17 protein-coding genes are annotated in these 21,701 nt (G+C 63.7%); 6 read left to right on the plus strand and 11 right to left on the minus strand.

Features of this window, described 5'->3' with window-relative positions:
- Nucleotides 1-194 precede the first annotated feature (194 nt).
- Nucleotides 195-1,733, minus strand: a complete 1,539-nt coding sequence (locus U5822_RS01875) for a fatty acyl-CoA reductase (protein ID WP_322853923.1) — start codon at nucleotides 1,731-1,733, stop codon at nucleotides 195-197.
- A gap of 239 nt (nucleotides 1,734-1,972) precedes the next feature.
- A complete protein-coding gene (locus U5822_RS01880) occupies nucleotides 1,973-3,274 on the minus strand; it encodes an AAA family ATPase (RefSeq protein WP_322853924.1) in 1,302 nt (433 codons plus the stop codon).
- Between the two features lie 224 nt (nucleotides 3,275-3,498).
- Between U5822_RS01880 and U5822_RS01885 the strand changes: the two genes are divergently transcribed.
- From U5822_RS01885 to U5822_RS01900, 4 genes are all read left to right on the plus strand, one after another.
- Complete coding sequence (locus U5822_RS01885) at nucleotides 3,499-5,481, plus strand: HDOD domain-containing protein (protein WP_322853925.1); 1,983 nt, start codon at nucleotides 3,499-3,501, stop codon at nucleotides 5,479-5,481.
- 24 nt (nucleotides 5,482-5,505) lie between these two features.
- On the plus strand, nucleotides 5,506-7,680 hold the full coding sequence (locus U5822_RS01890) for an EAL domain-containing response regulator (protein ID WP_322853926.1): 2,175 nt from the start codon (nucleotides 5,506-5,508) through the stop codon (nucleotides 7,678-7,680).
- A gap of 234 nt (nucleotides 7,681-7,914) precedes the next feature.
- Entirely contained in the window at nucleotides 7,915-8,568 is a 654-nt protein-coding gene (locus U5822_RS01895; RefSeq protein WP_322853927.1) for a class I SAM-dependent methyltransferase, read from the plus strand.
- Nucleotides 8,569-8,611: 43 nt separating this feature from the next.
- On the plus strand, nucleotides 8,612-9,619 hold the full coding sequence (locus U5822_RS01900) for a DUF2156 domain-containing protein (RefSeq protein WP_322853928.1): 1,008 nt from the start codon (nucleotides 8,612-8,614) through the stop codon (nucleotides 9,617-9,619).
- Here U5822_RS01900 and murI read toward each other — a convergent pair.
- Together murI and nudC are read right to left on the minus strand one after the other, a co-directional pair.
- Nucleotides 9,597-10,457, minus strand: coding sequence for a glutamate racemase (gene murI / locus U5822_RS01905; RefSeq protein WP_322853929.1), 861 nt, complete (start codon nucleotides 10,455-10,457; stop codon nucleotides 9,597-9,599). The two genes, U5822_RS01900 and murI, sit on opposite strands and share 23 nt — an antisense overlap.
- Complete coding sequence (gene nudC, locus U5822_RS01910; protein WP_322853930.1) at nucleotides 10,454-11,278, minus strand: NAD(+) diphosphatase; 825 nt, start codon at nucleotides 11,276-11,278, stop codon at nucleotides 10,454-10,456. Before nudC ends, murI begins: the two co-directional genes overlap by 4 nt.
- 141 nt (nucleotides 11,279-11,419) lie before the next feature.
- On the opposite strand from nudC, the gene plsB reads away from it, so the two are divergent.
- Nucleotides 11,420-13,888, plus strand: coding sequence for a glycerol-3-phosphate 1-O-acyltransferase PlsB (gene plsB, locus U5822_RS01915; protein ID WP_322853931.1), 2,469 nt, complete (start codon nucleotides 11,420-11,422; stop codon nucleotides 13,886-13,888).
- A 5-nt stretch (nucleotides 13,889-13,893) separates the two neighbouring features.
- Here plsB and U5822_RS01920 read toward each other — a convergent pair whose 3' ends face one another.
- From U5822_RS01920 to ppc, 6 genes are all read right to left on the minus strand, one after another.
- The gene (locus U5822_RS01920; protein ID WP_425258620.1) at nucleotides 13,894-14,730 is read right to left on the minus strand and encodes a class I SAM-dependent methyltransferase; all 837 of its coding nucleotides are present in this window, start codon (nucleotides 14,728-14,730) and stop codon (nucleotides 13,894-13,896) included.
- The gene (locus U5822_RS01925) at nucleotides 14,730-15,107 is read right to left on the minus strand and encodes a UDP pyrophosphate phosphatase (protein WP_322853933.1); all 378 of its coding nucleotides are present in this window, start codon (nucleotides 15,105-15,107) and stop codon (nucleotides 14,730-14,732) included. The genes U5822_RS01920 and U5822_RS01925 overlap by 1 nt, the downstream gene beginning before the upstream one ends.
- Nucleotides 15,108-15,216: 109 nt before the next feature.
- Nucleotides 15,217-15,915 (minus strand): tRNA (adenosine(37)-N6)-threonylcarbamoyltransferase complex dimerization subunit type 1 TsaB, encoded by a 699-nt coding sequence (tsaB, locus tag U5822_RS01930; protein ID WP_322853934.1) that lies wholly within the window; start codon nucleotides 15,913-15,915, stop codon nucleotides 15,217-15,219.
- A gap of 36 nt (nucleotides 15,916-15,951) precedes the next feature.
- Nucleotides 15,952-16,605, minus strand: a complete 654-nt coding sequence (gene adk, locus U5822_RS01935; protein WP_322853935.1) for an adenylate kinase — start codon at nucleotides 16,603-16,605, stop codon at nucleotides 15,952-15,954.
- 200 nt (nucleotides 16,606-16,805) lie between these two features.
- Entirely contained in the window at nucleotides 16,806-18,176 is a 1,371-nt protein-coding gene (locus U5822_RS01940; protein WP_322853936.1) for an HDOD domain-containing protein, read from the minus strand.
- Nucleotides 18,177-18,235: 59 nt separating this feature from the next.
- A complete protein-coding gene (gene ppc / locus U5822_RS01945; RefSeq protein WP_322853937.1) occupies nucleotides 18,236-20,881 on the minus strand; it encodes a phosphoenolpyruvate carboxylase in 2,646 nt (881 codons plus the stop codon).
- A gap of 103 nt (nucleotides 20,882-20,984) precedes the next feature.
- Between ppc and U5822_RS01950 the strand changes: the two genes are divergently transcribed.
- Nucleotides 20,985-21,218: a hypothetical protein gene (locus U5822_RS01950; RefSeq protein ID WP_322853938.1), complete on the plus strand. Its 234-nt coding sequence runs from the start codon at nucleotides 20,985-20,987 to the stop codon at nucleotides 21,216-21,218.
- A gap of 111 nt (nucleotides 21,219-21,329) precedes the next feature.
- Here the strand turns inward: U5822_RS01950 and U5822_RS01955 are convergent, their stop codons facing one another.
- Nucleotides 21,330-21,674 carry a pilin assembly protein gene (locus U5822_RS01955; RefSeq protein ID WP_322853939.1) on the minus strand — a complete coding sequence of 115 codons (345 nt, stop codon included), beginning with the start codon at nucleotides 21,672-21,674 and terminating at the stop codon, nucleotides 21,330-21,332.
- Nucleotides 21,675-21,701 lie beyond the last annotated feature (27 nt).

The following is a 21,701-nucleotide window of genomic DNA, read 5'->3' on the forward strand; positions in this document are numbered from 1 at the left end:
TTTTAGCCCACAACCGCAGACACCCCGAGGGCCCAAAGCAGCAAACCGCGGCATCCGGGAAGTTCTCTTAAGGATAGACACAACGAGGCCGATCGCAACCGGGCCCCGGGGGACCCGGCGCCGGCGTGCGATGGCAATAAACAGGAGGAAATCCGGAGGCCGCCAGAGATCTGTCGGCCTCCCATGGACGGGACTCAGGCCGCTTTCTTGCGAGCCTTCGCCGAACGCAGACTGTACAGCTTACGCTCCTTCAAGGCATACCGGTTCAGACCGGCCAGATGGATCTTACGCAGGTACACGCTCCAGTCGATCTGGCGCGCATCCACCGGGAACAGCACCGAATCCAGCTCTCCCATCCGGGTCGAGAGCGACAGCAGTTCGTCGTTGCGGAAGATGTAGTTCGGCGCGGTGTAGAAACCGAAAATGGTCGCCAGTGACCGGGTGGTGTCGAGGTTGCGCAGCGCCCGGAGCTCACGGCTGTGGCCCAGCATTTTCAGGAATCGGCCGGTCAGACTCAGCGGAATGCGCACGCCACCAACAACCGCCTGGAACAGCCGGCGGTTGACCGCAATGAAGGGTTTGCTGGGCTGACGGTAGAACAGCTGGTCGTACTCGGCGTAGCTGGTCTTGGCCTCCACCATCAGGTGATCAATGAATTCGCCCAGGGAGATGGGGTTGGAGCTGCCACTGCAGCACTGGTAGATGCGGTGATCGGTGGGCTCGGACAGCATTTCCGCCAGGGACAGGATGATGGCGTTGCCGACCAGATCCACCGGAATCACATCGATCACGCCGGACCGCTTGCCCGGGAACAGGGTCACCTTCTCCCGTGCGTAGGCCAGGATGATGGCATCGGCCACTTTCACGCCCTCGATCCAGCCCGGCGCAGGCTCTTCCAGGGCACTCTCAATGATGGACGGCCGAACGATGGTCAGGGCCCGGCCAGTCAGCGCCTTCATCAGCAACTGCTCACCCAGCCATTTGGTGAAGGTGTAGGTGTCGCTCCAGCCATAGCGGTTGGCTTCGCGAATGCCCAGGTCCACCAGCTTCTTCTCGAGCATCTTGCCGGCGTAGCGGGAGCGCACGTCGGCGATCTTGTCTTCCAGCAGTCGCACCAGCTCATCGATCTCGTAGTAGCCGTCGGTGCTGCGCGGGATACTCTCGCCCGCGGGCTTGATCACGGTCTCACGGACCTGACCGGCGTTCATGCCGTTGACGTAGCAGGTGGACACCTGAAGAACGGCCAGTTCGCTGTTCTGGCGCGCCAGTTCAGCGATGTTACCCAGGCAACGGGTGTTGATGGCCAGAGCCTTGTCCAGCTCTTCCCGGAAGTTGACGCTGGCCGCGGAATTGATCACGGCATCGATACCCTTGGCCAGGGTTCGGAACTGGTCCGACGACAGCCCGAACAGAGGTTCGGTGACCTCGCCCGTCACACAGTGCACCCGCTCCTCCACGAAGTTCTCAAACGCCTCGTTGTCATCGTGGCGCAGACGCTCGAACACCGAGGACGTGGCGATTTCTTCCAGGAACCGGGTGCGGGCATCCGGATGACGCTTGTTGCCGCGAATCAGCAGGTGAATGCCGCCAATATCGGGAACCGCCCGAATCAGTTTTTCCAAAACCACCTTGCCGAGGAAGCCAGTGGTACCGGTAATCAGGACGTGCTTGCCACGGAGTTGCTCGAGGACTTTCGAGGACGACTCTCCGGGTTTCAACTTCTGTGTTGCCATGGGTGGAACTCCTTCTCAACGTTAAGGTCTGCGACCGGCTTACTGCCTTGCCGGCTCAATTTTTAAAGGGGGGGCGTGACTGACGCTTGTAAAAGACAGTGCATTATACGGGCCACGGTTTTCCGGCGTGATTAATATTTGCACACCTTCTGTGACAACGCGGTGACGTAATGCAAAATTACGCCACAAAAAATGCCAATGAAATGACTGATTAGAAGGCAGGATTTTCGAGCCCGCAATCAGCGGGAATCGCGGTCCTTGCCAGCCAGCGAGCGCAGCAGTTCGTCGAGGGAGATTTCTGCCGGCTGCTCCTTCAGAACCCGCACCAGACGGGCCTGCTCGCCGAAACTGACGCGATCATAAACCGGGTCGGACGGCTCGCTGGCAGGGTTGGCTTCGGCAGTGGCCGGGGCCGGTTCCGGAAGCATCTGGTCGGCCATGTGGCGCAGGTGCGCCGCCAACTGGTGACGGTTGTCGTCGGACAGTTTTTCCCACTCGATGGCGCCGATCCCGGTCTGGATAATCTCGATGGTATCGCTGTCCGGCTTGCGCCCTAAAAGTGCAAACAACCGGGTGAATGCCTCATAACGCAGCAACGAACTGTCGCCGCCGGCCGCCAGCGCAGACTCCAGATCCGCCACCGCCTGCAAGCAACGTTCCCGAGGCGTACTCGGGGTCGGGGCAGCTTGCGCCGTTGCCGGCGCCTGTTGTCGGGACAACCAGTGCCAGTAGGCAGCGATACCGGCCTTGCGGCGGGACAACTGGGTCAGACGGACATCGAGCATGTCCGCCAGGGTATGGAACTGTCGACAGGAGGGATCGGCCACCGGCAGCAAGGCCACCGGTTTCTGGTTCAACACGGACTGACGCAGGGTCTCGTCCCGCCAGATGCCGCCCATATAATGAAGGGACAGGTCGAGATGACGCTGCGCCGCCGAATCCAGACGCTGGAACACCGAACGGGCCTGGCTCGCGCCCTGGGCCATGTTGACCAGCACGCTGGGCACCCGTTTATAACCCCGACGCTTGAGCACCTTGATCAGAGAAAAGGCGTCGGTCAGGGACGCGGGATCCGGAGTCACCACGATGCACGCGAGTTCCGCCGCGGCAATCATATGCAGCCCCGTGGCCTGAAGCCCGGCCGCGGTGTCCGTGATGACGTAGTCGTACCGACGTTCGAGCCGGGACAGCGCGCGCAGAATCTGCAGGCTGTCGGTCGGGCCCATGTCGATGCACTCCTGCACGCCCGAGGCGCCCGGCACGATGTGCAGGCCAAAATCGGTTTCCAGCAGGGTGTCTTCTAGGGTGCAGTCGCCGGCAACCACGTTGGCAAGGGTCTTGTGGGGATACAGCCCGACCATGATGCTGACATTGGCCAGATCGGTGTCGCCGTCGAGCAGCAGCACCCGCTTGTCCTGCCGCGCCAGGGTGAGCGCCAGATTCAGCGCCACCGAGGTCTTGCCGACGCCGCCCTTGCCCCCGGTTACCGCGATGGTGCGAGGCTGGTTCACAGTGCGCTGGCCGGGCTGCTGGGCGGTCATGATCGGAACGGAGTGTCCTGTATCGGTTAAGAATCGGTTAGTATAACCTGTCAAAATTCTACACATATCACAGCGTAGATCATACGCTGCTCAAAAAAACATCAATAAGCATTTAATAACGACGGATTATTGTCTAAGCTCAAGCGCAAAAATAACAATGAACCATCCGTCAGAAACGGAATAACGATACTAACGACTTCATTAGGGTGCGGCGGATAAGCTTCATGGATTTAGCTCCTGATCTCCAGTTACCGAGCCTTCCGGAGGTGACCCTGCGGGCGCTCGAGGCGTGCCATCGGGACGAGAACTACCGCACCATCAGCAACATTGTGTCCATGGACACCGCCCTGGTGGCGCGCATTCTCGCCCTCGCCAATTCGGCCCTGTACGGCCCTGGCACCCGCATCACCTCGGTGGACCAGGCCCTGACCCGACTGGGCACCCGACGCTTTCACACCCTGGTACTGACGGCGGCCTTGCGCCAGTTGCTGTTCGAATTGGGCGGCGACGAGTGGCAACAGCTGCGGGATTTCTGGCGGCATTCCCTGACCACGGCCCTGACCGCCCGGGCCCTGGCCACCCTGACCCGCTACCCGGAGCCGGACGAAGCCTTCATGCTGGGGATGCTGCACAACATCGGCGAACTGATCGCCATCAAGACCCCGGCCGAGGACGCCAAGCAGTATTATCTGAACCAGCAAAATGAGGTGGCCGCCGCCCTGGTCGACGCCTGGGGGCTGGGGCCGATGGCCGTCGACGCCATGCGCTACCAGCAGGCGCTGCCCACCGAGCTGCGCGATGCCGGCCACCTGGTCAAACTGATCAGCCTGGCCACCCGCCTGGCCCTGTCCGACGCCGCCGGTATTGCCGCCGCGGCCACCGTCTTCGGCCTGAGCGAGGAACTCACCCGGGAAATCAACCGTCGCATTGCCCACGAGGTCGCGGGCATGGCGACGTCCATGGGCATCCCGCTTGAGGGCGATTACGACGGCGACAGTGCCACCCAGCAACTGAAACAGACCATCCTGCAACAGGCCCTGGCAAATCAGGCGCTGGGTCTGGCCAACCTGAACGGTCCGCTGGACGAGGTGCTGCCGGAAACCGTCAACAGCCTGACCCTGGTGACCGGTTTGCCGGCGCTGTGTTTCAGCCACAGCGACGACACCCTGGTGCTCAGGTCCGGCACCATGGGCCATATTCCCCAGCTCGCTACCGCGGCCCAGCCCGGTGGCAGCGTACTGACCGAAGCCCTGCATAGCCGGGCGCCGATCAGTCTTGGCAGCCGGACACCAACGGTACTGGACCGCCAGCTCCTGTCACTGCTGAAGTCGCCCTCCTTACTGGCGGTTCCGGTGGTCGTCGACGGCCGCTGCCCGGGCGTGTTTGCCCTGGCCACCGACCGGGACAGCGCACCGGCCATCACCGAACTGGCCACCCTGTTTACCCGGCAGCTGGCCACCGCGCTGGCTGCCCAGCACCACGGCCAACCCCTGCCCGATGAGGCCGATGACCTCGGCCGGCAACTGGCCCGGGAACGCATTCGCGAACAGATCCATGAGGTCAGCAATCCGCTGACGATCATCCGGCAGTACCTGTTCCAGCTGCGGGAAAAGCTCAACGACGGTGAGGTCCAACAGGAACTGGACGTCATACGGGAAGAGCTTGACCGGGCTGCTAACCTGCTCCTGCAGATGAGCCAGAGCGACAGCAGCGAGGGCGACACCGACCGGGTCGACCTGAATGCCGAACTGAAGAACCTGGCACGGATTCTGGACGACAGCCTGTTCTCCGACGGCCAGCACCAACTGGGCCTGGAGCTGTGCGACCAGCCGACCACCCTGCAGGCCGGCGCCGCCCCCATTCGCCAGATCATCATCAACCTGGTGCGTAACGCGGCCGAAAGTCTGCCGGAGCCCGGCGGCGAGGTCCGTCTCCGCACCCTGGCGCCGGTGTGGCAGAACGGCCGTACCTGGGTGGAACTGGAGATCAGCGACACCGGCACCGGTATTCCCGATTCGGTTCGGGACCGCCTGTTTGCGCCAGTGCAGACAACCAAGGGAGAGGGCCACAGCGGTTTGGGCCTGAGCATTGTGAAACAGCTGATGGATGACATGGAGGGCATCATCGCTTGTCGCACGGGACCGGAGGGCACCAGCTTCCGACTTCTGCTACCGGCGGCGGGACACGAAAACACCGAGACCGATTGACGACGCGAAAACGGACACTGACCGATGGCACCTGAACTTACTGATCCGCATTTCAGTACTGGGTTAACGGCACGCATTCTGGTGGTGGATGACGAACCCCGCCTGCTCACCACCCTGGCAACGCTGTTGCGCGGCCGTGGCTACGAGGTGACCGAGGCGCACGGCGGTGAACGGGCTTGCGAACTGGTGGACACCCAGCGCTTCGACCTGGCGCTGCTGGACCTGCGGATGCCCGGCGTGGACGGATTCGAGGTCATGTCCCACCTGGCCCGGGTACAGCCCGATTGCGGCGCCATCGTGGTCAGTGGGGAAAGCTCGTTCAGTGCGGTCAGTCGCGCCCTGCGTCGCGGCGCCCTGGATTACATCCGCAAACCCTTCGACCCGGAAGAACTGCTGGCCACGGTCGCCAGCGTCACCAACAAACAGTCGCTACTGAAAGCCCACGAGAACATCCAGTTGCGCCTGGAAAAGTCCGAGGCCCTGCACCGCTACATCGTCAACAGCTCGCCCGACATCGTGTTCATGCTCGATGCCCGGGGCCACTTCTGTTTCGTGAACAGCAAGGTGGAGAGCCTGCTGGGCTATCAGCCCGCGGAAATCTGCGGCAACCATTTCCGCCACATTCTCGACGACCGGGATGTGGCCCGGGGCATGTACGCCCTGAGCGCGCCCAACGTCTCCTCGGACAATCCCAGGACCCTGGAAGTGCGGCTGAAAACCCGGGGCAGCCGGCGCGCCACCCGGCATTTCGAGATCACTGCCTTTCCGATCGACCCCCAGACCTGGCCTCACTCCGACGCCACCCGCGGCGGAGGTTCCGGTCAGAGCGCCCGGTATTACGGCACCGCACGCGACGTCACCGAACGGAAAGAGGCCGAAGCCTTCATCAATTTCCAGGCCTATCACGACCTGTTGACCCGGTTGCCCAACCGGGCCCTGTTCAAGGACCGGCTGGAGCTCGCCATCACCCAGGCCCGGCGCAGCGGCCAGAAACTGGCGGTGATGTTCCTGGACCTGGACCGGTTCAAGGTGGTCAATGACACCCTCGGGCACGCCATGGGCGACCGGCTGCTGCAGGCGGTGACCCATCGGCTCGAGCGCTGTCTGCGCAAGGGCGATACCCTGTCCCGCTTTGGCGGCGACGAATTCACCCTGCTGCTGCCCGCCATCCGCAATCCGGAGGACGCCCGGCAGATCGCCAAGAAGCTGATCAAGGCCCTGCGCGCGCCCTTCCAACTGGGCGAGCACGAGGTCTTCGTGGGCGTGAGTATCGGCATTGCCATTTACCCGGACGCCGGTGATTGCATGGACCAGCTGATCCAGAACGCCGACATCGCCATGTACCACGTCAAGGCCCGGGGCAAGGATGGCTACCGGTTCTACTCCGAAACCATGAGCATCGACTCGGCCAACCGCCTGAATCTGGAACGGGACCTGCGCCTGGCCCTGGAGCGCAACGAATTGCGCGTGTTCTACCAGCCCCAGGTCTGCTCCAGCGACAACCGGATTGTCGGTCTCGAGGCCCTGGTGCGCTGGCAGCACCCGGAACGCGGTCTGCTCTTCCCCCGGGATTTCCTGCCCCTGGCCGAGGAAACCCGGCTGATCGGCCAGCTCAGTGAACAGGTGCTGGACCAGGCCTTCCAGGATGTCGGGCACTGGATCCGCTCCGGCCATGGTGACCTGCGGCTGGCGGTGAATCTGTCCCCGGTCCAGGTGGAGCACCCGAAATTCGTGGAAACGCTGATGCAGCGAGTGCAGGCCCACAACTTCCCGGCCGGCAACCTGGAGATCGAAATCACCGAGAACGTGATCATGAACGATCTCGACCAGATCAGTCAGAAACTGCGAGAACTGGCCGCACTCGGGGTGCGCATCGCCATTGACGATTTCGGCACCGGCTACTCCTCCCTGAACTATCTGCATCGGCTGCCCATCCACACCCTCAAGGTCGACCAGTCCTTCGTCAAAGGCATGCGCAGCGGCGAGGACGGCGCCTGTATCGTCAACGCCATCGTGGCCATGGCCCACGGCCTGAAACTGGAAATCGTTGCCGAAGGGGTCGAAACCGATCAGCAGCTGACCTACCTGCGCAGCCTGGGCTGCCATCAGGTACAGGGCTTTTTCTACGGACCGGCCGAGCCCGCGGCCCGGATCGCCGTGACCCTGGAGCAGACCCTGGCCAGCGTGACTCCCGCCTGACTCAGATTAACGATTGTCAGACACTCCGATATAAAAGCATGAAACGGTTTGCAAACTATTGCCATGCGTTAACTTTTGTATCCGGAAATGCGCAGTACTGCACATAAATCCCCCACCCCGTTCCCTAAGCTCAAATCCATCAGGCGTCGCTCACCGAACCCCGACAGGCTGTCAGGCCAACAACGACAACAACGGTGACGACATCCAGAGCAACGGGAACAGGCAGCAGTCACCATGCGCGATAAATACAAATACATTGGTCCGGTTTACGATTTCCTGAGCAATCTCTACAGCGGCAAGAACATCCACCGATGCAAAACCGCCATGCTGGATGTCGAAACCGTGCAACCCGGCGACCGCATCCTGTTTGCGGGCGTTGGCCATGGCCGGGACGCCATTCGCGCCGCAGAACTGGGCGCCGAGGTCACGGTGGTGGACCTGTCCGAAACCATGCTGCGCAAGTTTGGCGAAGCCCAACAAAAAGAAGCGCCCCACCTGAGTATCCGCCGGATCCACAGCGACATCATGACGGTGACGGAATTCGAGCAGTACGACATGGTGGTGGCGAACTTCTTCCTGAACGTGTTCGACGAGGACATGATGGTGCGGGTGCTGGAGCACCTGATCCGGCTGGGCAAAGCCGACGCCCGGGTGGTGGTCGGGGACTTCTGCTACCCCACCGGCAACCTGGTGGCGCGCCTGTTCAAGAAGCTCTACTGGTACATGGCCGTGTTCATCTTCTGGCTGTTCGCCAACAACGCCTTCCACAAGATCTACAACTACCCCGAGCACATGCAGCGCCTGGGTCTCCAGGTCACCGAGAAGAAGCATTTCAAGCTGCTCAACATGGACTGTTACTGGTCGATCCTCGGCCGCAAACAGGCCTGATCTTTCGCATCAGCCAACCTAACGGAACTTGGGGAGCACCGATATGAGCGATCAGATTCTTGCCCTGGACGGACTGCGTGAACTGGCCGGCAATGCGTTTACCTTCGCCGAGCGGGTCGGCTACCTGAAGAAGCACGGGGTCCATTCCCAGTCGTTCTCGACCCTGCAACCGGGCATGCAGTACTTCGACCTGCCCGGCGTTGGCTACATCGCCTACATGCGCAAATGGGGCGGCACCTTCGTGCTGTCGGACCCGGTGTGTGCACCGGAAAACTTCCCGGTCATTCTCGAGCAATTCCACAACCGCTTCCCCAACGCCAGCTACATCCAGGTGTCCAAGCCGGTGGTGGACGTGCTGAACCTGCGCTTCGGCCTCTACGGCACCCAGTTCGGCAGCGAGTCCCGCATCGACCTGGGCACCTGGTCGCTGTCGGGCAAGAAGAAACAGATCCTGCGGACCGCCCTGAACCAGGCCGAGAAAACCAACATCACCGTCAGGGAGCGGTTCAGCGACGACCACACCCGGGAGATCTCAGAAGCCTGGATCCGCACCCGCAAGTGCAAGAGCAACGAAATCCGCTTTCTGATCCGCCCGATGGAGATGGCGTATCGGGAGAACGAGCGACACTTCTACGCCTACCAGGATGGCAAGGCGGTGGGGTTCATCTACTTCGATCCGATTTACCGCAACAACGAGATCATCAGCTACGTCCCGAACATCTCCCGGGCCAACGCCGATTTTCGCCAGGGCATTTTCTACACCCTGATGGCGCACGCCATGGACGTGTTCAAGGCCGAAGGTGTGCCCTACGTCGATCTGGGGCTGATTCCCCTGTCACTGGCCAACGAGCTGGAGCCCCAGGAGAGCCGGTCCCTGAAACGACTGCTGCACCTGGTCTACGAGAAGGGTAATTTCCTCTACAACTTCAAGGGACTGGAGTTCACCAAATCGCGCTTCCGGGGCGAAGGCTTCAAGACCTACTGCTGCCACCGGCGCGCCATCCCGGCGCTGGAATTCCTGGCTATGTTCAAGCTGACGCGGTTGCTGTAGCCCGCGCCGCGCCTCCGGACCAGTTATCCCGGATGGCACCGGGTTCAAGATCCAGGCCGGCCATATAGCGGGCCAGTCCGCTCGGGGCCGGCCCGGAGAACAGGGCCACCCGAACCGGGGCGCCGGGGCGTTGGTTCCCGGACACCGCCGCATCCGCACGACCCTGGTCCGCCAGCAACTGATGTACCCGCCGGGCGATGGCGTCTCCCGAATCAATCCAGAACCGCACCGCCGGCAGCGCCGCCCGCAGATTCTCCAGCAACAGCGGATAATGGGTGCAGCCGAGCACCACGGTATCGACATCGGCGCGGGCAAAGCCGGCAACGGCCTCGGCCAGGGCGGCCTGCGGCACCGGTGCCCCGCCCACGGATTCCTCGACCCAGCGCACCAGGTCCGGGTGGCCAATGCGCTCGACCTGACAATGACCGGCAAACTCGTTCACCAATCGGTCCAGATAGGGTCGGCGAATGGTGGCCGGGGTGGCCAGCAGGCCAATCCGGCCGTTCCGGGTCTCGGCCGCGGCCGGCTTGATTGCCGGCACCACGCCCACCACCGGCACCGGGGCCATGGCCCGTAAGTGCGGCAGCACCACGGTACTGGCGGTGTTGCAGGCCACCACAATGACGTCACAGGGGTACAGCGTCAGCGCTTCGGCGATCAGCCGACAGCAGCGTTCAATCACCACCGGCTCGGGCTGATCACCGTAGGGGAAACCGGCGTTGTCGGCCAGGTACAGCAGTTCCGCCGCCGGCAATTGGCGCCGGATGCAGGCCGCGACGCTGAGGCCGCCAACCCCGGAATCGAACACCAGCACGCGGGGCGCAGACAGGCTCGTCAACGGGCAGTGCCTCCCTGGCCGATTTTCTCGGCCATGGTCCGGATCAGCCGGCCGGCGATGGTGGTTTCGGGCGGAACGGGCGGGGTGTCGCCGGGTACATACCAGTCGGCATGGGCCAATTCGTCTTCCTGCAGCACCAGCTCACCACCGGCGTAATCGGCGAAAAACCCCACCATCAATTGATGCGGAAAGGGCCAGGGTTGGGACGACTGGTACCGGACGTTGGTCACCGTCAGCCCGGTTTCCTCCATGACCTCCCGGGCCACCGCGCCCTCCAGACTCTCGCCCGGCTCGACGAAGCCGGCGATCAGGCTGTAGAAGTGATGACGGGCCCGGGTCGATCGGGCCAAAAGCATCCGGTCGTCCCGGCGGATGACCACGATCACGCAGGGCGCCAGCCTTGGGTACCAGGGAATCTCGCAGGTTTCACACCACTTGGCCCGTTCCCGGGGATGGGGACCCGTCTGCCCGCCACAGCGGCCGCAGTAGCGGTGATCGCGCCACCACTGCCAAACCTGGAACCCGGTGCTGAGCAGGGCCGCCGGCGCCTCCGGCATCATCAGCAGCGCGTCTCTCAGGGGTACCGACTCCAGCCCGGGCACCGGCTCCTCGACCCCGGTCACATACACCGAGCCGGCTGCCAGGTGCCCAAGCGCAACCGCGTTCGCCAGGCCCGGTTCGCACCGGGCGTCATCCGCCGGCAGCAGCCAGCCGTCCGCCGGTTTCAGGATGTCCGTGCCAGACACGACCAGAACCCCATCCCCGGAGCGCGGGGCGTCCGAGGTCCAGCCGGGGGTCCAGCCTGTGGTTGCGATCGCCATCGTGGGTTCTCACTTGCGAATTGGAAGAATCAGGCTGAAATGTACCACACTGAGCCCAGGTTCCAGTACGATGACCGACTTTCCGCCCCGTGCGCAACCAAGTAAACTTGGCCCCAATCTGAGTCACCGGAGCACCACTTTATGCGACTTTATCAGGGCATTCGCAGCCTGATCCTGACCATTCTGCGCAAGATTCTCTTCCTGTGGGTCAGGACAGACGTCAGCGGCAACAGCCTCGACGCCCTGAGCCTCGACCCCGACAAGCCGGTCTGTTACGTGCTCCAGTACAGCTCCCTGTCGAGCCGACTGGTGCTGGAGCAGGAGGTCATTCACGCCCGCCTGCCCGGCGCCACCGAAGCCCTGCCGGTCAAGAACGGCCCGTCGCACTCGTTCTTCTTCCTGTACCGGCGAACCGGCGGTCTGTTCCGCCGCCGACAGACACCGATCCTGACCCCGGAGTTCGCCGCTCTGGTCGGCTATGGCCTCGAGCAGCCGGACCAGGACGTGCAGATCGTGCCCGTGTCGCTGTTCTGGGGGCGCTCGCCGGACAAGGAGAAGTCGCTGGTCAAACTGCTGCTGTCCGACACCTGGAGCGTGGCCGGCCGTCTGCAAAAACTGCTGATCATCATGCTGCACGGCCGCAACACCTATGTGCAGTTCAACCAGCCACTGTCGCTCAGACAGGTGGTCGACGAATACCGCAACTCCGAAGAGCGGGCCAAGCGCAAGCTGGCGCGAATCCTGCGCACCCACTTCCGCCGCGTTCGCCAGGCCGTGCTCGGGCCGGACCTGTCCCATCGCCGCACCCTGGTGAGTGGCCTGGTCCGGACCCAGGCGGTCAAGGAAGCCATCCGAGAAACCGCGGCCAAGGACGACATTCCGCCCGAAAAAGTGCGCGCCAAGGCCTGGAAGTACGCCGATGAAATCGCGGCCAGCATGTCCATCGTGACCATCCGCTTCCTGGAGGTGGTACTGGCCTGGCTGTGGAACCGGATCTACAACGGCATTGCCGTCAACAACATCCGGGTGGTCAAGGAAGTGGCCCAGGAAAACGCGGTGGTGTATGTGCCCTGCCACCGGTCCCACATCGATTACCTGCTGCTGTCCTACGTACTGTACAAGAACGGCCTGATGCCGCCGCACATCGCCGCCGGCATCAACCTGAACATGCCCATCGTCGGCCCGATCCTGCGCCGGGGCGGTGCCTTCTTCATGCGCCGCAGCTTCAAGGACAACCCGCTGTACGCCACCGTGTTCAACGAGTACATGCACGTGATGTTCTCCCGGGGCTACTCCGTGGAGTATTTCGTCGAGGGCGGTCGCAGCCGCACCGGCCGCATGCTGCAGCCACGCCCGGGCATGCTGTCGATGACCGTGCGCAGTTTCCTGCGCGACCACCGCAAGCCGATCGTGTTTGTGCCGGTGTACATCGGCTACGAGAAAGTCATGGAGGGCCGGTCTTACCTGGGCGAGCTGCGGGGCAAGAAAAAGCAGAAGGAAAACGTGTTCGCCCTGGCCAAGACCGTGCGCAAGCTGAGCAACTCCTTCGGCCGGGTGGCGGTGAACTTTGGCGAGGCCATCCCGCTTGCCGAGGTGCTGGACCAGGTCCACGACAGCTGGCGCCAGGAAGCCTACGACGCCGAGTACCGTCCGCCCTGGCTGAACCAGGCGGTCGATGAACTGGCCGTCCGTGTGGCGTCCAACATCAACGCCTCGGTGGCGGTCAATCCCATCGGCATGACCGCCACGGTGCTGCTCGGCACCGATCGACTGGCGATGGACGAGGACCAGCTGGTGCGCCTGATGGACCAGTACGCGTTACTGCTGAAGGCCTACCCCTATGCCGACACGGTCACCCTGCCCGAGGGCAGCGGCAAGGACTGGGTTGCCTACTGCGAGAACATGGGCCTGGTCGAGCGCCAGCCGCAAAAGCTGGGCGACATCATCGCCCTGGCGGGCAGCAACGCGATCCTGATGACCTACTACCGCAACAACATCCAGCACCTGTTCGCCCTGCCCTCGCTGATCGCCAGCCTGTTCGAGAACAAGGACAGCCTGCGTCGGGACAAGGTGGTGTTCCTGGCTGAAGTGGCCTACCCCTACCTGCAATCGGAACTGTTCCTGCAATACCGGGCGGACGAGGCCGAACAGGTGATCAACCGCTGGATTGACGTACTGATCGATCAGGGCCTGCTGAACGCCCTGGAGGATGACCGCATTGGCCGGCCCGAGGAAGGCACCGAAGCCATGCTTCGGCTGCGGGTGCTGTCGCGCTTCATCATCCAGACCCTGGAGCGCTATCACATTGCCCTGGGGATTCTGCGCAAGTACGGTTCGGGCAAGATCAGCGCGTCCGAACTGGAGGAGCAGAGCACTCTGCTGGCCGAGCGCATGTCCATTCTCTTTGGCCTGAACGCGCCGGAGTTCTTCGACAAGAGCCTGTTCCGCAACTTCATCGCCAACATGCAGAAAAACGGGGTCATCACCACCGACGAGAACGGTCTGATCTATTACGGCGAGGGGCTGGACGACGTCGCCGAGGACGCCCGCCTGGTTCTGAGCGTGGAAAAACGCCAGGCCATTCAGCAAGTCACCATGCTCGGGGCCTGAGCGCCCTAGCGTGGCTCTGGCAGCGCCTTGAGGGCATAGACGTCGTACCGGCTACTCTTGCCCTCAACCCGCATGGTTGGCTCGGGCCCGGCGATCGCCGGCGCCTTGCGGGGGCGCTTGACCACCACCCGATAGCCGGCGGCTGACAGCGCCGCCGCCAGCAGTGCCTCGCTGTCGTCATCGTCGCCCACCACCCGCTGGAACACCTGCATTTCCTTTTTCACCAGCGCCGACTTGTCCCGATGTGGGAACATCGGGTCCAGGTAGATCACGTCCGCGGCACCGGGGTCGGCCGACGCCAGCCAATCGATGCTGCTGCCCTGGCGCAGGGTCATGCGTTCGATGATCGGGGCGCAGTCGACGTTGAGGCCGGCGCGCGCCAGGCCATCGGCCAGCAGGGCATGAATCACCGGATTACGTTCAAACAGAGTGACCCGGCAACCGAGCCCCGCCAGCACGAAGGCATCCTGGCCCAGACCGGCGGTGGCATCCAGCACGTGCAGGTGGGCGCGGGTCTTGTGCAGGCCGACGGCCTTGGCCACCAACTGACCGGCGCCACCGCCGTGCTCGCGCCGATAGCCCATCTTGCCGGTAACGAATTCGGCCCGGACCGGACCGGGCGCGCCCTTGCCCGTCAGTTGCAGGCCCAGGCCCTGATCATCCAGAAACAGCAGCACCGAATAGTCCCGGACATCCCGCGGCCGAACTATGCCCAGGTTGGGCAAAGACAGGGCATCACTGAGCGCGGAAGCCTGGTCGGCGTCGCCAAGCGCGCTGCGGCCCACGGCCATGTGCTGAGCCAAATCAGCGGGAGACACGGAAGAAGAGGCAGGCGTCGTCATCAGACCAGAATATCGATACCGGCCAGGGGTGCGTCGGCGCCGGACTCCTGCCCAGAGGCGGCAATTAGGGCGAAGGTCGAAAGGGCCTGGGCGGTAGGCAGGGGTATCTCGTCGGCACGGAAGCGTTCGAGCCGGGCATCCTCGGCGGCCCGCCGGGCTTCGACCCGACGCTCCAGGCTCTCGGCCGGAGTGCGCTCAACCGGGGTGCGCTCAATCGTTGCGGGCGGACGGCCGTCGGCCAGATCCCGTCGAGCGGTTTCCGGCGCCTGCTCCGGACTGGCGGCCGGCGCCCGGGCAACATCGCTACGTTCCCGCGCCGGATTGTTGGTGCCGGTCTGGTAGCTGTAGGGATTGCTTGAGTTGATGTTGCCAATCATGACCTGATACCGCGTGATCAGTGACCAAGAACCACACTCAAAGTATGGTAGAAGACGGGGTCGAAAGGAAGCCTGGCAACCGCCTCAGGGGCGGCTTGTTCGGCCAGCCTCATTCACGGCCAGGCAGCTTTTTCCAGGCCACCTCGTCGCGAATGTACACCGGCTGGGCCCGTTCGGCGGGGACCGCCTGTCCGTCTCGATACCCCACCTCGGCGAGCCGAGCGACCCAAGCGGCACGGGGCACCAGGGATTCGTCAATGTCGGTCATGCCCTCGGCGACGGCCGCGGGCATCTGGTCCCGGAAGCGCCAGCCCTGGCCGGCACCGTGCCATGGCGACACACTGTCCGGCAGGGTGACCAGCCCGGGCGGGCACACCCGCTCGTCGGCCACGGCGACCGGTCGGCCGTCGCGGCACACGAAGCAGCCCCAATACACCTCGTGCATCCGGGCATCGAAGGCCACGGCAATGCCCTGCTCCGAGCCCAGATCCATGGTCTCGATCGCCCCCAGGGCCACACTGGCCAGGGACGACACCGGCACCACCGGAATGTCCAGGCCCCAGGCCAGGCCCTGCACCACCCCGGTCGCGATCCGCAAACCGGTGAACGAGCCCGGACCGCAGGCGAACGCCAGGGCATCCAGCTCGGCCGGAGCCAGCTGACGCTCGGCCAGCAACTCCCGGACCATGGGCATCAGCAGCCGGGTATGGCCCCGGGGCGCCAGTTCGAAGCGCTCGGACAACTCCCCATCAACCAGAAGGGCTGCCGAGCAGCCCTCCGATGACGTATCCAGTGCCAGCAGTTTCACGACCTAGAGATTCCTCGCATCGGGGCTCGCCGGCGCTTACTGGAGCTTGGCCAGGATCTGGTCGCGGATGCTGTCCAGGCTGCCTACCCCTTCGACGCGCACGTACTGGGGCGCGGCGGCGGGGGCTTCGGCGGCCCAGTCCTGGTAATAGCCGACCAGCGGAGCGGTCTGATCGTGGTAGATCTTCAGGCGCTTGCGGACGGTCTCTTCCTTGTCGTCCTCACGCTGCACCAGCGGCTCGCCGGTCTCGTCGTCCTTGCCTTCGGCTTTCGGCGGATCGAATTTGACGTGGTAGATACGGCCGCTGCCTTCATGCACACGACGGCCGGACAGGCGGCTGACGATTTCCTCGTCATCAACGGCAATTTCCACCACGTAGTCGATGGCGATGCCCTGCTGCTTGAGCGCTTCCGCCTGGGGAATGGTGCGCGGGAACCCGTCCAGCAGGAAGCCGTTCTTGCAGTCCGGCTGCTGGATCCGTTCTTCGATCAACGCAATGATGATGTCATCAGACACCAGGCCGCCGGTCGCCATGACTTCTTTGACCTGCAGCCCCAGCTCGGATTCGGCCTTCACTGCTGCGCGCAGCATGTCACCGGTGGAGATCTGGGGAATGTCAAAGCGTTCGGTGATGAACTGGGCCTGGGTGCCCTTGCCCGCTCCCGGCGCGCCTAGCATGATGATTCGCATAACGTTGTGCTCCCGTATTAGTCATTATCGTTTGAAAAATTGCGGCAAAGATCCGTGCCTTTGCGACAATCTCTCGGCACAGGGAAGGCGTGGGCCGGTCCCGGCGAAGGCGCATTATACGAAGTCAGCTGCCTCAGAGAAAGTCGACCTCCGTATCATGCACAGAAATCGGGCACAAGCGGCCCGAAAGACTCGAGGCCTCAGGATGACAGGGAATTTGCCAGGGCGTCCAGATCCGGAGCGACTCGATCGATCTCCTCCTCCAGATCGGCGACCACGGCCGGGTCCAGATCCAGGGCCGCCAGCAGCGCGGGCAGATCGTCGGGATTGAACTCGTCGCCAACGTCACGGGCCTTTAACAAACCGTTGGCCAGCTGCACCATGCGCACGTAATTCTCGTGCTCCCCATGGTAACCCGGGTGCTGGTGCATGCCGGCGGCCTTGACCACGGGTTCAGGCAACTGCCAGAGCTTGTGCAGGATCCCCCCGATCGCGCCGTGGCCAACGGCCAGCACCTGATCGCCCCGGGCCTGACCAAACACCTGCTGCTCCAGCGAGTACATACTGATCTCCGGGTTGGCTTCGCGCAGGGTGTTCAGTTCCTCAAACTCGGCCGGAAACAGGTGGCCGACCAGCAGCAGACCGAAGTTGTGGAGCAAGCCACAGAGATAGGCCAGGCCTTTGTCCGCGCCACACTGGTCGGCCAGGCTCTGGCACAGGAAGGCGCAGTACAGGGAGTGGCGCCAGAAGTTGGCCAAGCCCAGCATGCCCTGCCGGGGCACATCGAAGGCCCGGACCGCGGCGATGCCAATGGCCACGTGGGCCACCCGGTCGAAGCCGAGCACGCGGGTCACCGCGTCCTGCACGGTGTTGATCTCACCCGGGTAGTTGAACAGGGCCGAGCGGGCGTAGCGCATGATCTGGGCGGTGAGGCTGGGATCAAACTCGATCAGCTCCGCCAGTTCCCGGGCGGTGGCCTCGCTGTTGGTGGTCAGCCGAAGAATGCGCAGGGCCAGGGCCGGCATGGGCGGCAGGCGGTACAGACGCTGCAGCTTGTCGGCCACTTCGTCCAGCGAGAGGGCCTTGCGGTCGCCATTGCCCTGGCCCCGAATCACCAGGTGCCCCTGGCGCGCGCCGGCCAGGGCCAGCCGCAGGTCACGCCCTTCCATCTCCAGCAGGCTGTCGTCGCTGCCGCTGGCCATGACCGCACGCTCGGCCTGGGCGACGTCGTCGTCCAGCAGCACCGGCAGGTCGTAGGCGCCTCCGATGGGCGGAATGAAGCCCGGGTCGCAGTCGCTGAACAGGCGCATGGACTGACGCGCGGTCAGGGTCTGCAGTCGACGCCCGGTGAACTGGTGGATGGCCTCCAGATCCAGGGCGCTGTCGAACTGGTGCACCGCCATCACCGCGCCCTTGATGTCGATCAGCAGGGTCGCCTGGACCACGTCGGCGCGAGGCTGCCCGGACTCCATCACCGCTGCGTTGAAGCTGGTGGCCTGGGGGATGGGTACATCCGTGTAGGGTATGCCCTTTCGGGCCAGGAATCGTTCCAGTCGCGCAGCCAGAGCCACAGCTTACTCCCCTTTTGATCGTCAGCGGCGCCCGGCCACCGGTTGTTGTTTTCAGAGCCTTAGCCGGTGTTGCGCATGCCTGCGGCAATGCCCGCCATGGTGACCTTGAGGGCCCGTTCGACCAGCTCCGGCACCTCACCCTTGCCCTCGCCTTCGCGGTTCCGGCGCAGCAGTTCCGCCTGCAGGTAGTGCAGTGGATCGGTGTAGGGGTTGCGGACGCGCATGGAGTGGGCGAACACTGGCTCGTCTTCCAGCAGTGCGTCCTGCTGTTTCAGCTCCAGCAACCGCTGGATACAGCGCTGCAGCCGCTCCCGCAGCTCCGTGCCCAGGGCTTCGAGACGGTCGTCGTCCAGCAGTGTCTGCTCATAATGGCTGGCAATGCGCAGATCGGCCTTGGCCAGTACCATCTCCAGCATGTCCACGTAGGTCCGGAAGAACGGCCAGCCCTTCATCATGGCGCGCAATTGTCCCAGCCGGTCGTCCTTGGCGGCCGCTTCCAGCGCCACGTCGCTGCCAAGCCAGCTGGGCAGCATCAGGCGCATCTGGGTCCAGGCGAAAATCCAGGGTATGGCCCGCAGGCTCTCCACGCCCCCGCTGGCCTTGCGCCGGGCCGGTCGACTGCCCAGGGCGAGCTTGCCCAGGGCCTGCTCCGGCGTCACCTGCCGGAAGTAAGGCACAAAATCGGGGTTCTCGCGCACCACATCGCGGTAGGCCTTGAGCGAACGCTCGGTCAGCCAGTCCATAGTGTCCCGCCAGGCCGGTTCCGGTTCCGGCGGTGGCGCCAGCGTGGCCTCGATCACCGCGGTGGTGTACAGGGTCAGGCTCTGCACGGCCAGGTCCGGCAGACCGAACTTGAAGCGGATCATCTCGCCCTGCTCGGTGATGCGGAAACTGCCGTTCACCGAGCCCGGCGGCTGCGACAGGATGGCCCGGTTGGCCGGACCACCGCCCCGACCCACGGTGCCGCCCCGGCCATGGAACAGGGTCAGGTGCACGCCGTAGCGATTGGCCACCTGGGTCAGTTTCTCCTGGGCCTGGTATTGGGCCCAGGCGGCCATGAGCTGGCCGGCATCCTTGGAGGAGTCGGAGTACCCGATCATCACTTCCTGGCTGCCCTGGCAGTAGTCGCGATACCAATCCACTTCGTACAGCGCGGACATGCTGTCCGGCGCACCCCGCAGATCGTCCAGGGTTTCGAACAGGGGCACCACCCGCATCGGGAATTTCATGCCGGACTCCCGCAGCAGCAGGATCACGCTGAGCACGTCCGAGGGCTTGCTGGCCATGGAAATCACGTACGAACCCAGCGCCTGAGGCGTCTGCTGGGCCACCACTTCGCAGGTGGCCAGCACTTCCCGCACCGGCTCCGACGGTTCCCAGTTGCGCGGCACCAGGGGCCGACGGCCCTGGAGCTCCCTGACCAGGAAGGCCTGGCGATCAGCCTCGGACCAGGACAGATAATCCCCCAGCCCCAGGTAATCGACCATTTCCGCCACCGCCTCGGCGTGGCGCGAGGCCTCCTGACGGATGTCGAGCCGGATCAGCGGCAAGCCGAAGGTGTGGGCCCGGCGGATGGTGTCCAGCAGCGGGCCATTGGCGATCGACTCCATGCCGCATTCCACCAGCGAGCGGTAGCAGAGCTCCAGGGGTGCGGTGAAATCCTCGTTTTCGAACAGGATATCGGTGGCATCGGCGGCCTCACCGGCAACCCCGGCCTCGGCCCAATCCCGGGTCTTGGCCAGACGCTCCCGCAGGTCCGCCAGCACCTGCCGATAGGGCTCCCGGGCGTCGCCCACCTGCGCCCGCAACTCGTCACTGGCCTGCCACATGGACAGCTCCGCGCGCAGAGCCTGAATATCCCGCAGGTACAGGTCCGCCGCCATCCAGCGGCCCAGCAGGAACACCTTGCGGGTGACCTGGTGGGTGACGTTGGGATTGCCGTCCCGGTCGCCGCCCATCCAGGAGGCGATGCGAATGGGCGACGCCTGCAACGGCAGGCCCTTGCCGGTGGCTTCCGACAGGGCCGCGTCCAGGCTGCTGAGGAACCGGGGCAGCGCCTGCCAGAGGCTGTTCTCGATCACGGCAAAGCCCCACTTGGCCTCATCGACCGCGGTCGGCCGCTCGTGGCGAATCTCATCGGTGTGCCAGGCCTCGGTGATCAGCCGGGTCAACCGGTTCACGCTCTCTTCCCGCTCGGCCGGCATCAGGTCTTCGTGGTCGAGCCGGGCCAGGCACTCGGACATCTCGTCGTACTTCATGATCAGCGTCCGCCGGGCCACCTCGGTCGGGTGCGCGGTCAGCACGAACTCGATGCGCAGCTCCGCCACCCGACGGTGCAACTCCTCGGCGCTGACGCCATTGGCTTTCAGGCGGTCAAACACCTGACCCAGGGATTCCACCATCAAATCGGACTGATGACCTTTCTTGCGCCGGATACCGTGGTACTGCTCGGCCAGGTTGGCGAGGTTGAGAAACTGGTTGAAGGCGCGGGTAACCGGCAGCAACTCGTCGTCGCTGAGCTTGCCCAGCAGGTTGATCAGGCGCTGGCCCGAGCCGCTCTCCTGGCGCCGGTCGGCCTTGGCCGCGGCGCGGATCTCCTCAATCAGATCGTAACAGTCCCGGCCGGGATAGCTCTGGATGCTCTGGCCCAGCAGCTCGCCCAGCATGCGCACGTTTTCTCGGAGATCGGGGTGTAGCTCAGTCACAGTGACGTCCTTTTAATTGACGGAGACAAAGTAAACTTACGATACTAAGGAATCGTCGAGAAAGTCTATTGGCCTTTCAAGCTGTTGGCCGCAAGGAGTACTCATGAAAGTGACTGATCTGCCCAAGCATTGGGAAAGCAAAAAAGAGCCCGTGGAGCGGACCCACGACTACAACCTGCGGCTTCCGTTGGAAGACGCTGCCCGGATTGCCGCCCTGGCGGAGTTGTACCCGGATCGCTCGGAAACCGACATTCTCAACGACATGATCGGAGCGGCCCTGGACGATCTGGTGCGTCAGAGCCCGCTGAAGGACCGTCTGGAAGGTAAGGACAAGTAACGGGCGCGGAACGCGCACGGGAAGAATTCAGAGAGTCAGGGGTATTGTCCGCGGGGTGGCTACCGTCACCCCGCGCAGGAAATGGGCGTCGCCCTGTGGCCGGTCAGGCGCTCAGGCTACGGATTCCAGCTGTCGAGCCTTGAGCCGCTGGATGTGCTTCTGGCTCAGACTCACGAACTTCGGGGTCAGACCCTGGTCTTCGTAGAGCTCGAACCCATCCTCGTCGTAAGCCACCACCTTGGTGCCCTGAACGTAGGGAAAACTGGTTTCCATCTCATCCAATGACGCCGAAATCAGGTCGCGCATCAGGTCTTGCGGCGACTTCATCGGATACAGTGCCGCCAGTTTTTCCAGGCGTTTGTGATGCTGGTCGGACAACGCCATGAAGTAGGCGTCGCGGGTCAGCCGACCGCGTGCGTGCTTGTCCCAGTAGTTGACCAGATCCTTGATTTTCATGGTGCCTTCACTCCTGCATCTTATTGA

Source organism: Marinobacter qingdaonensis (genome assembly GCF_034555935.1).
GTDB lineage: Bacteria > Pseudomonadota > Gammaproteobacteria > Pseudomonadales > Oleiphilaceae > Marinobacter > Marinobacter qingdaonensis.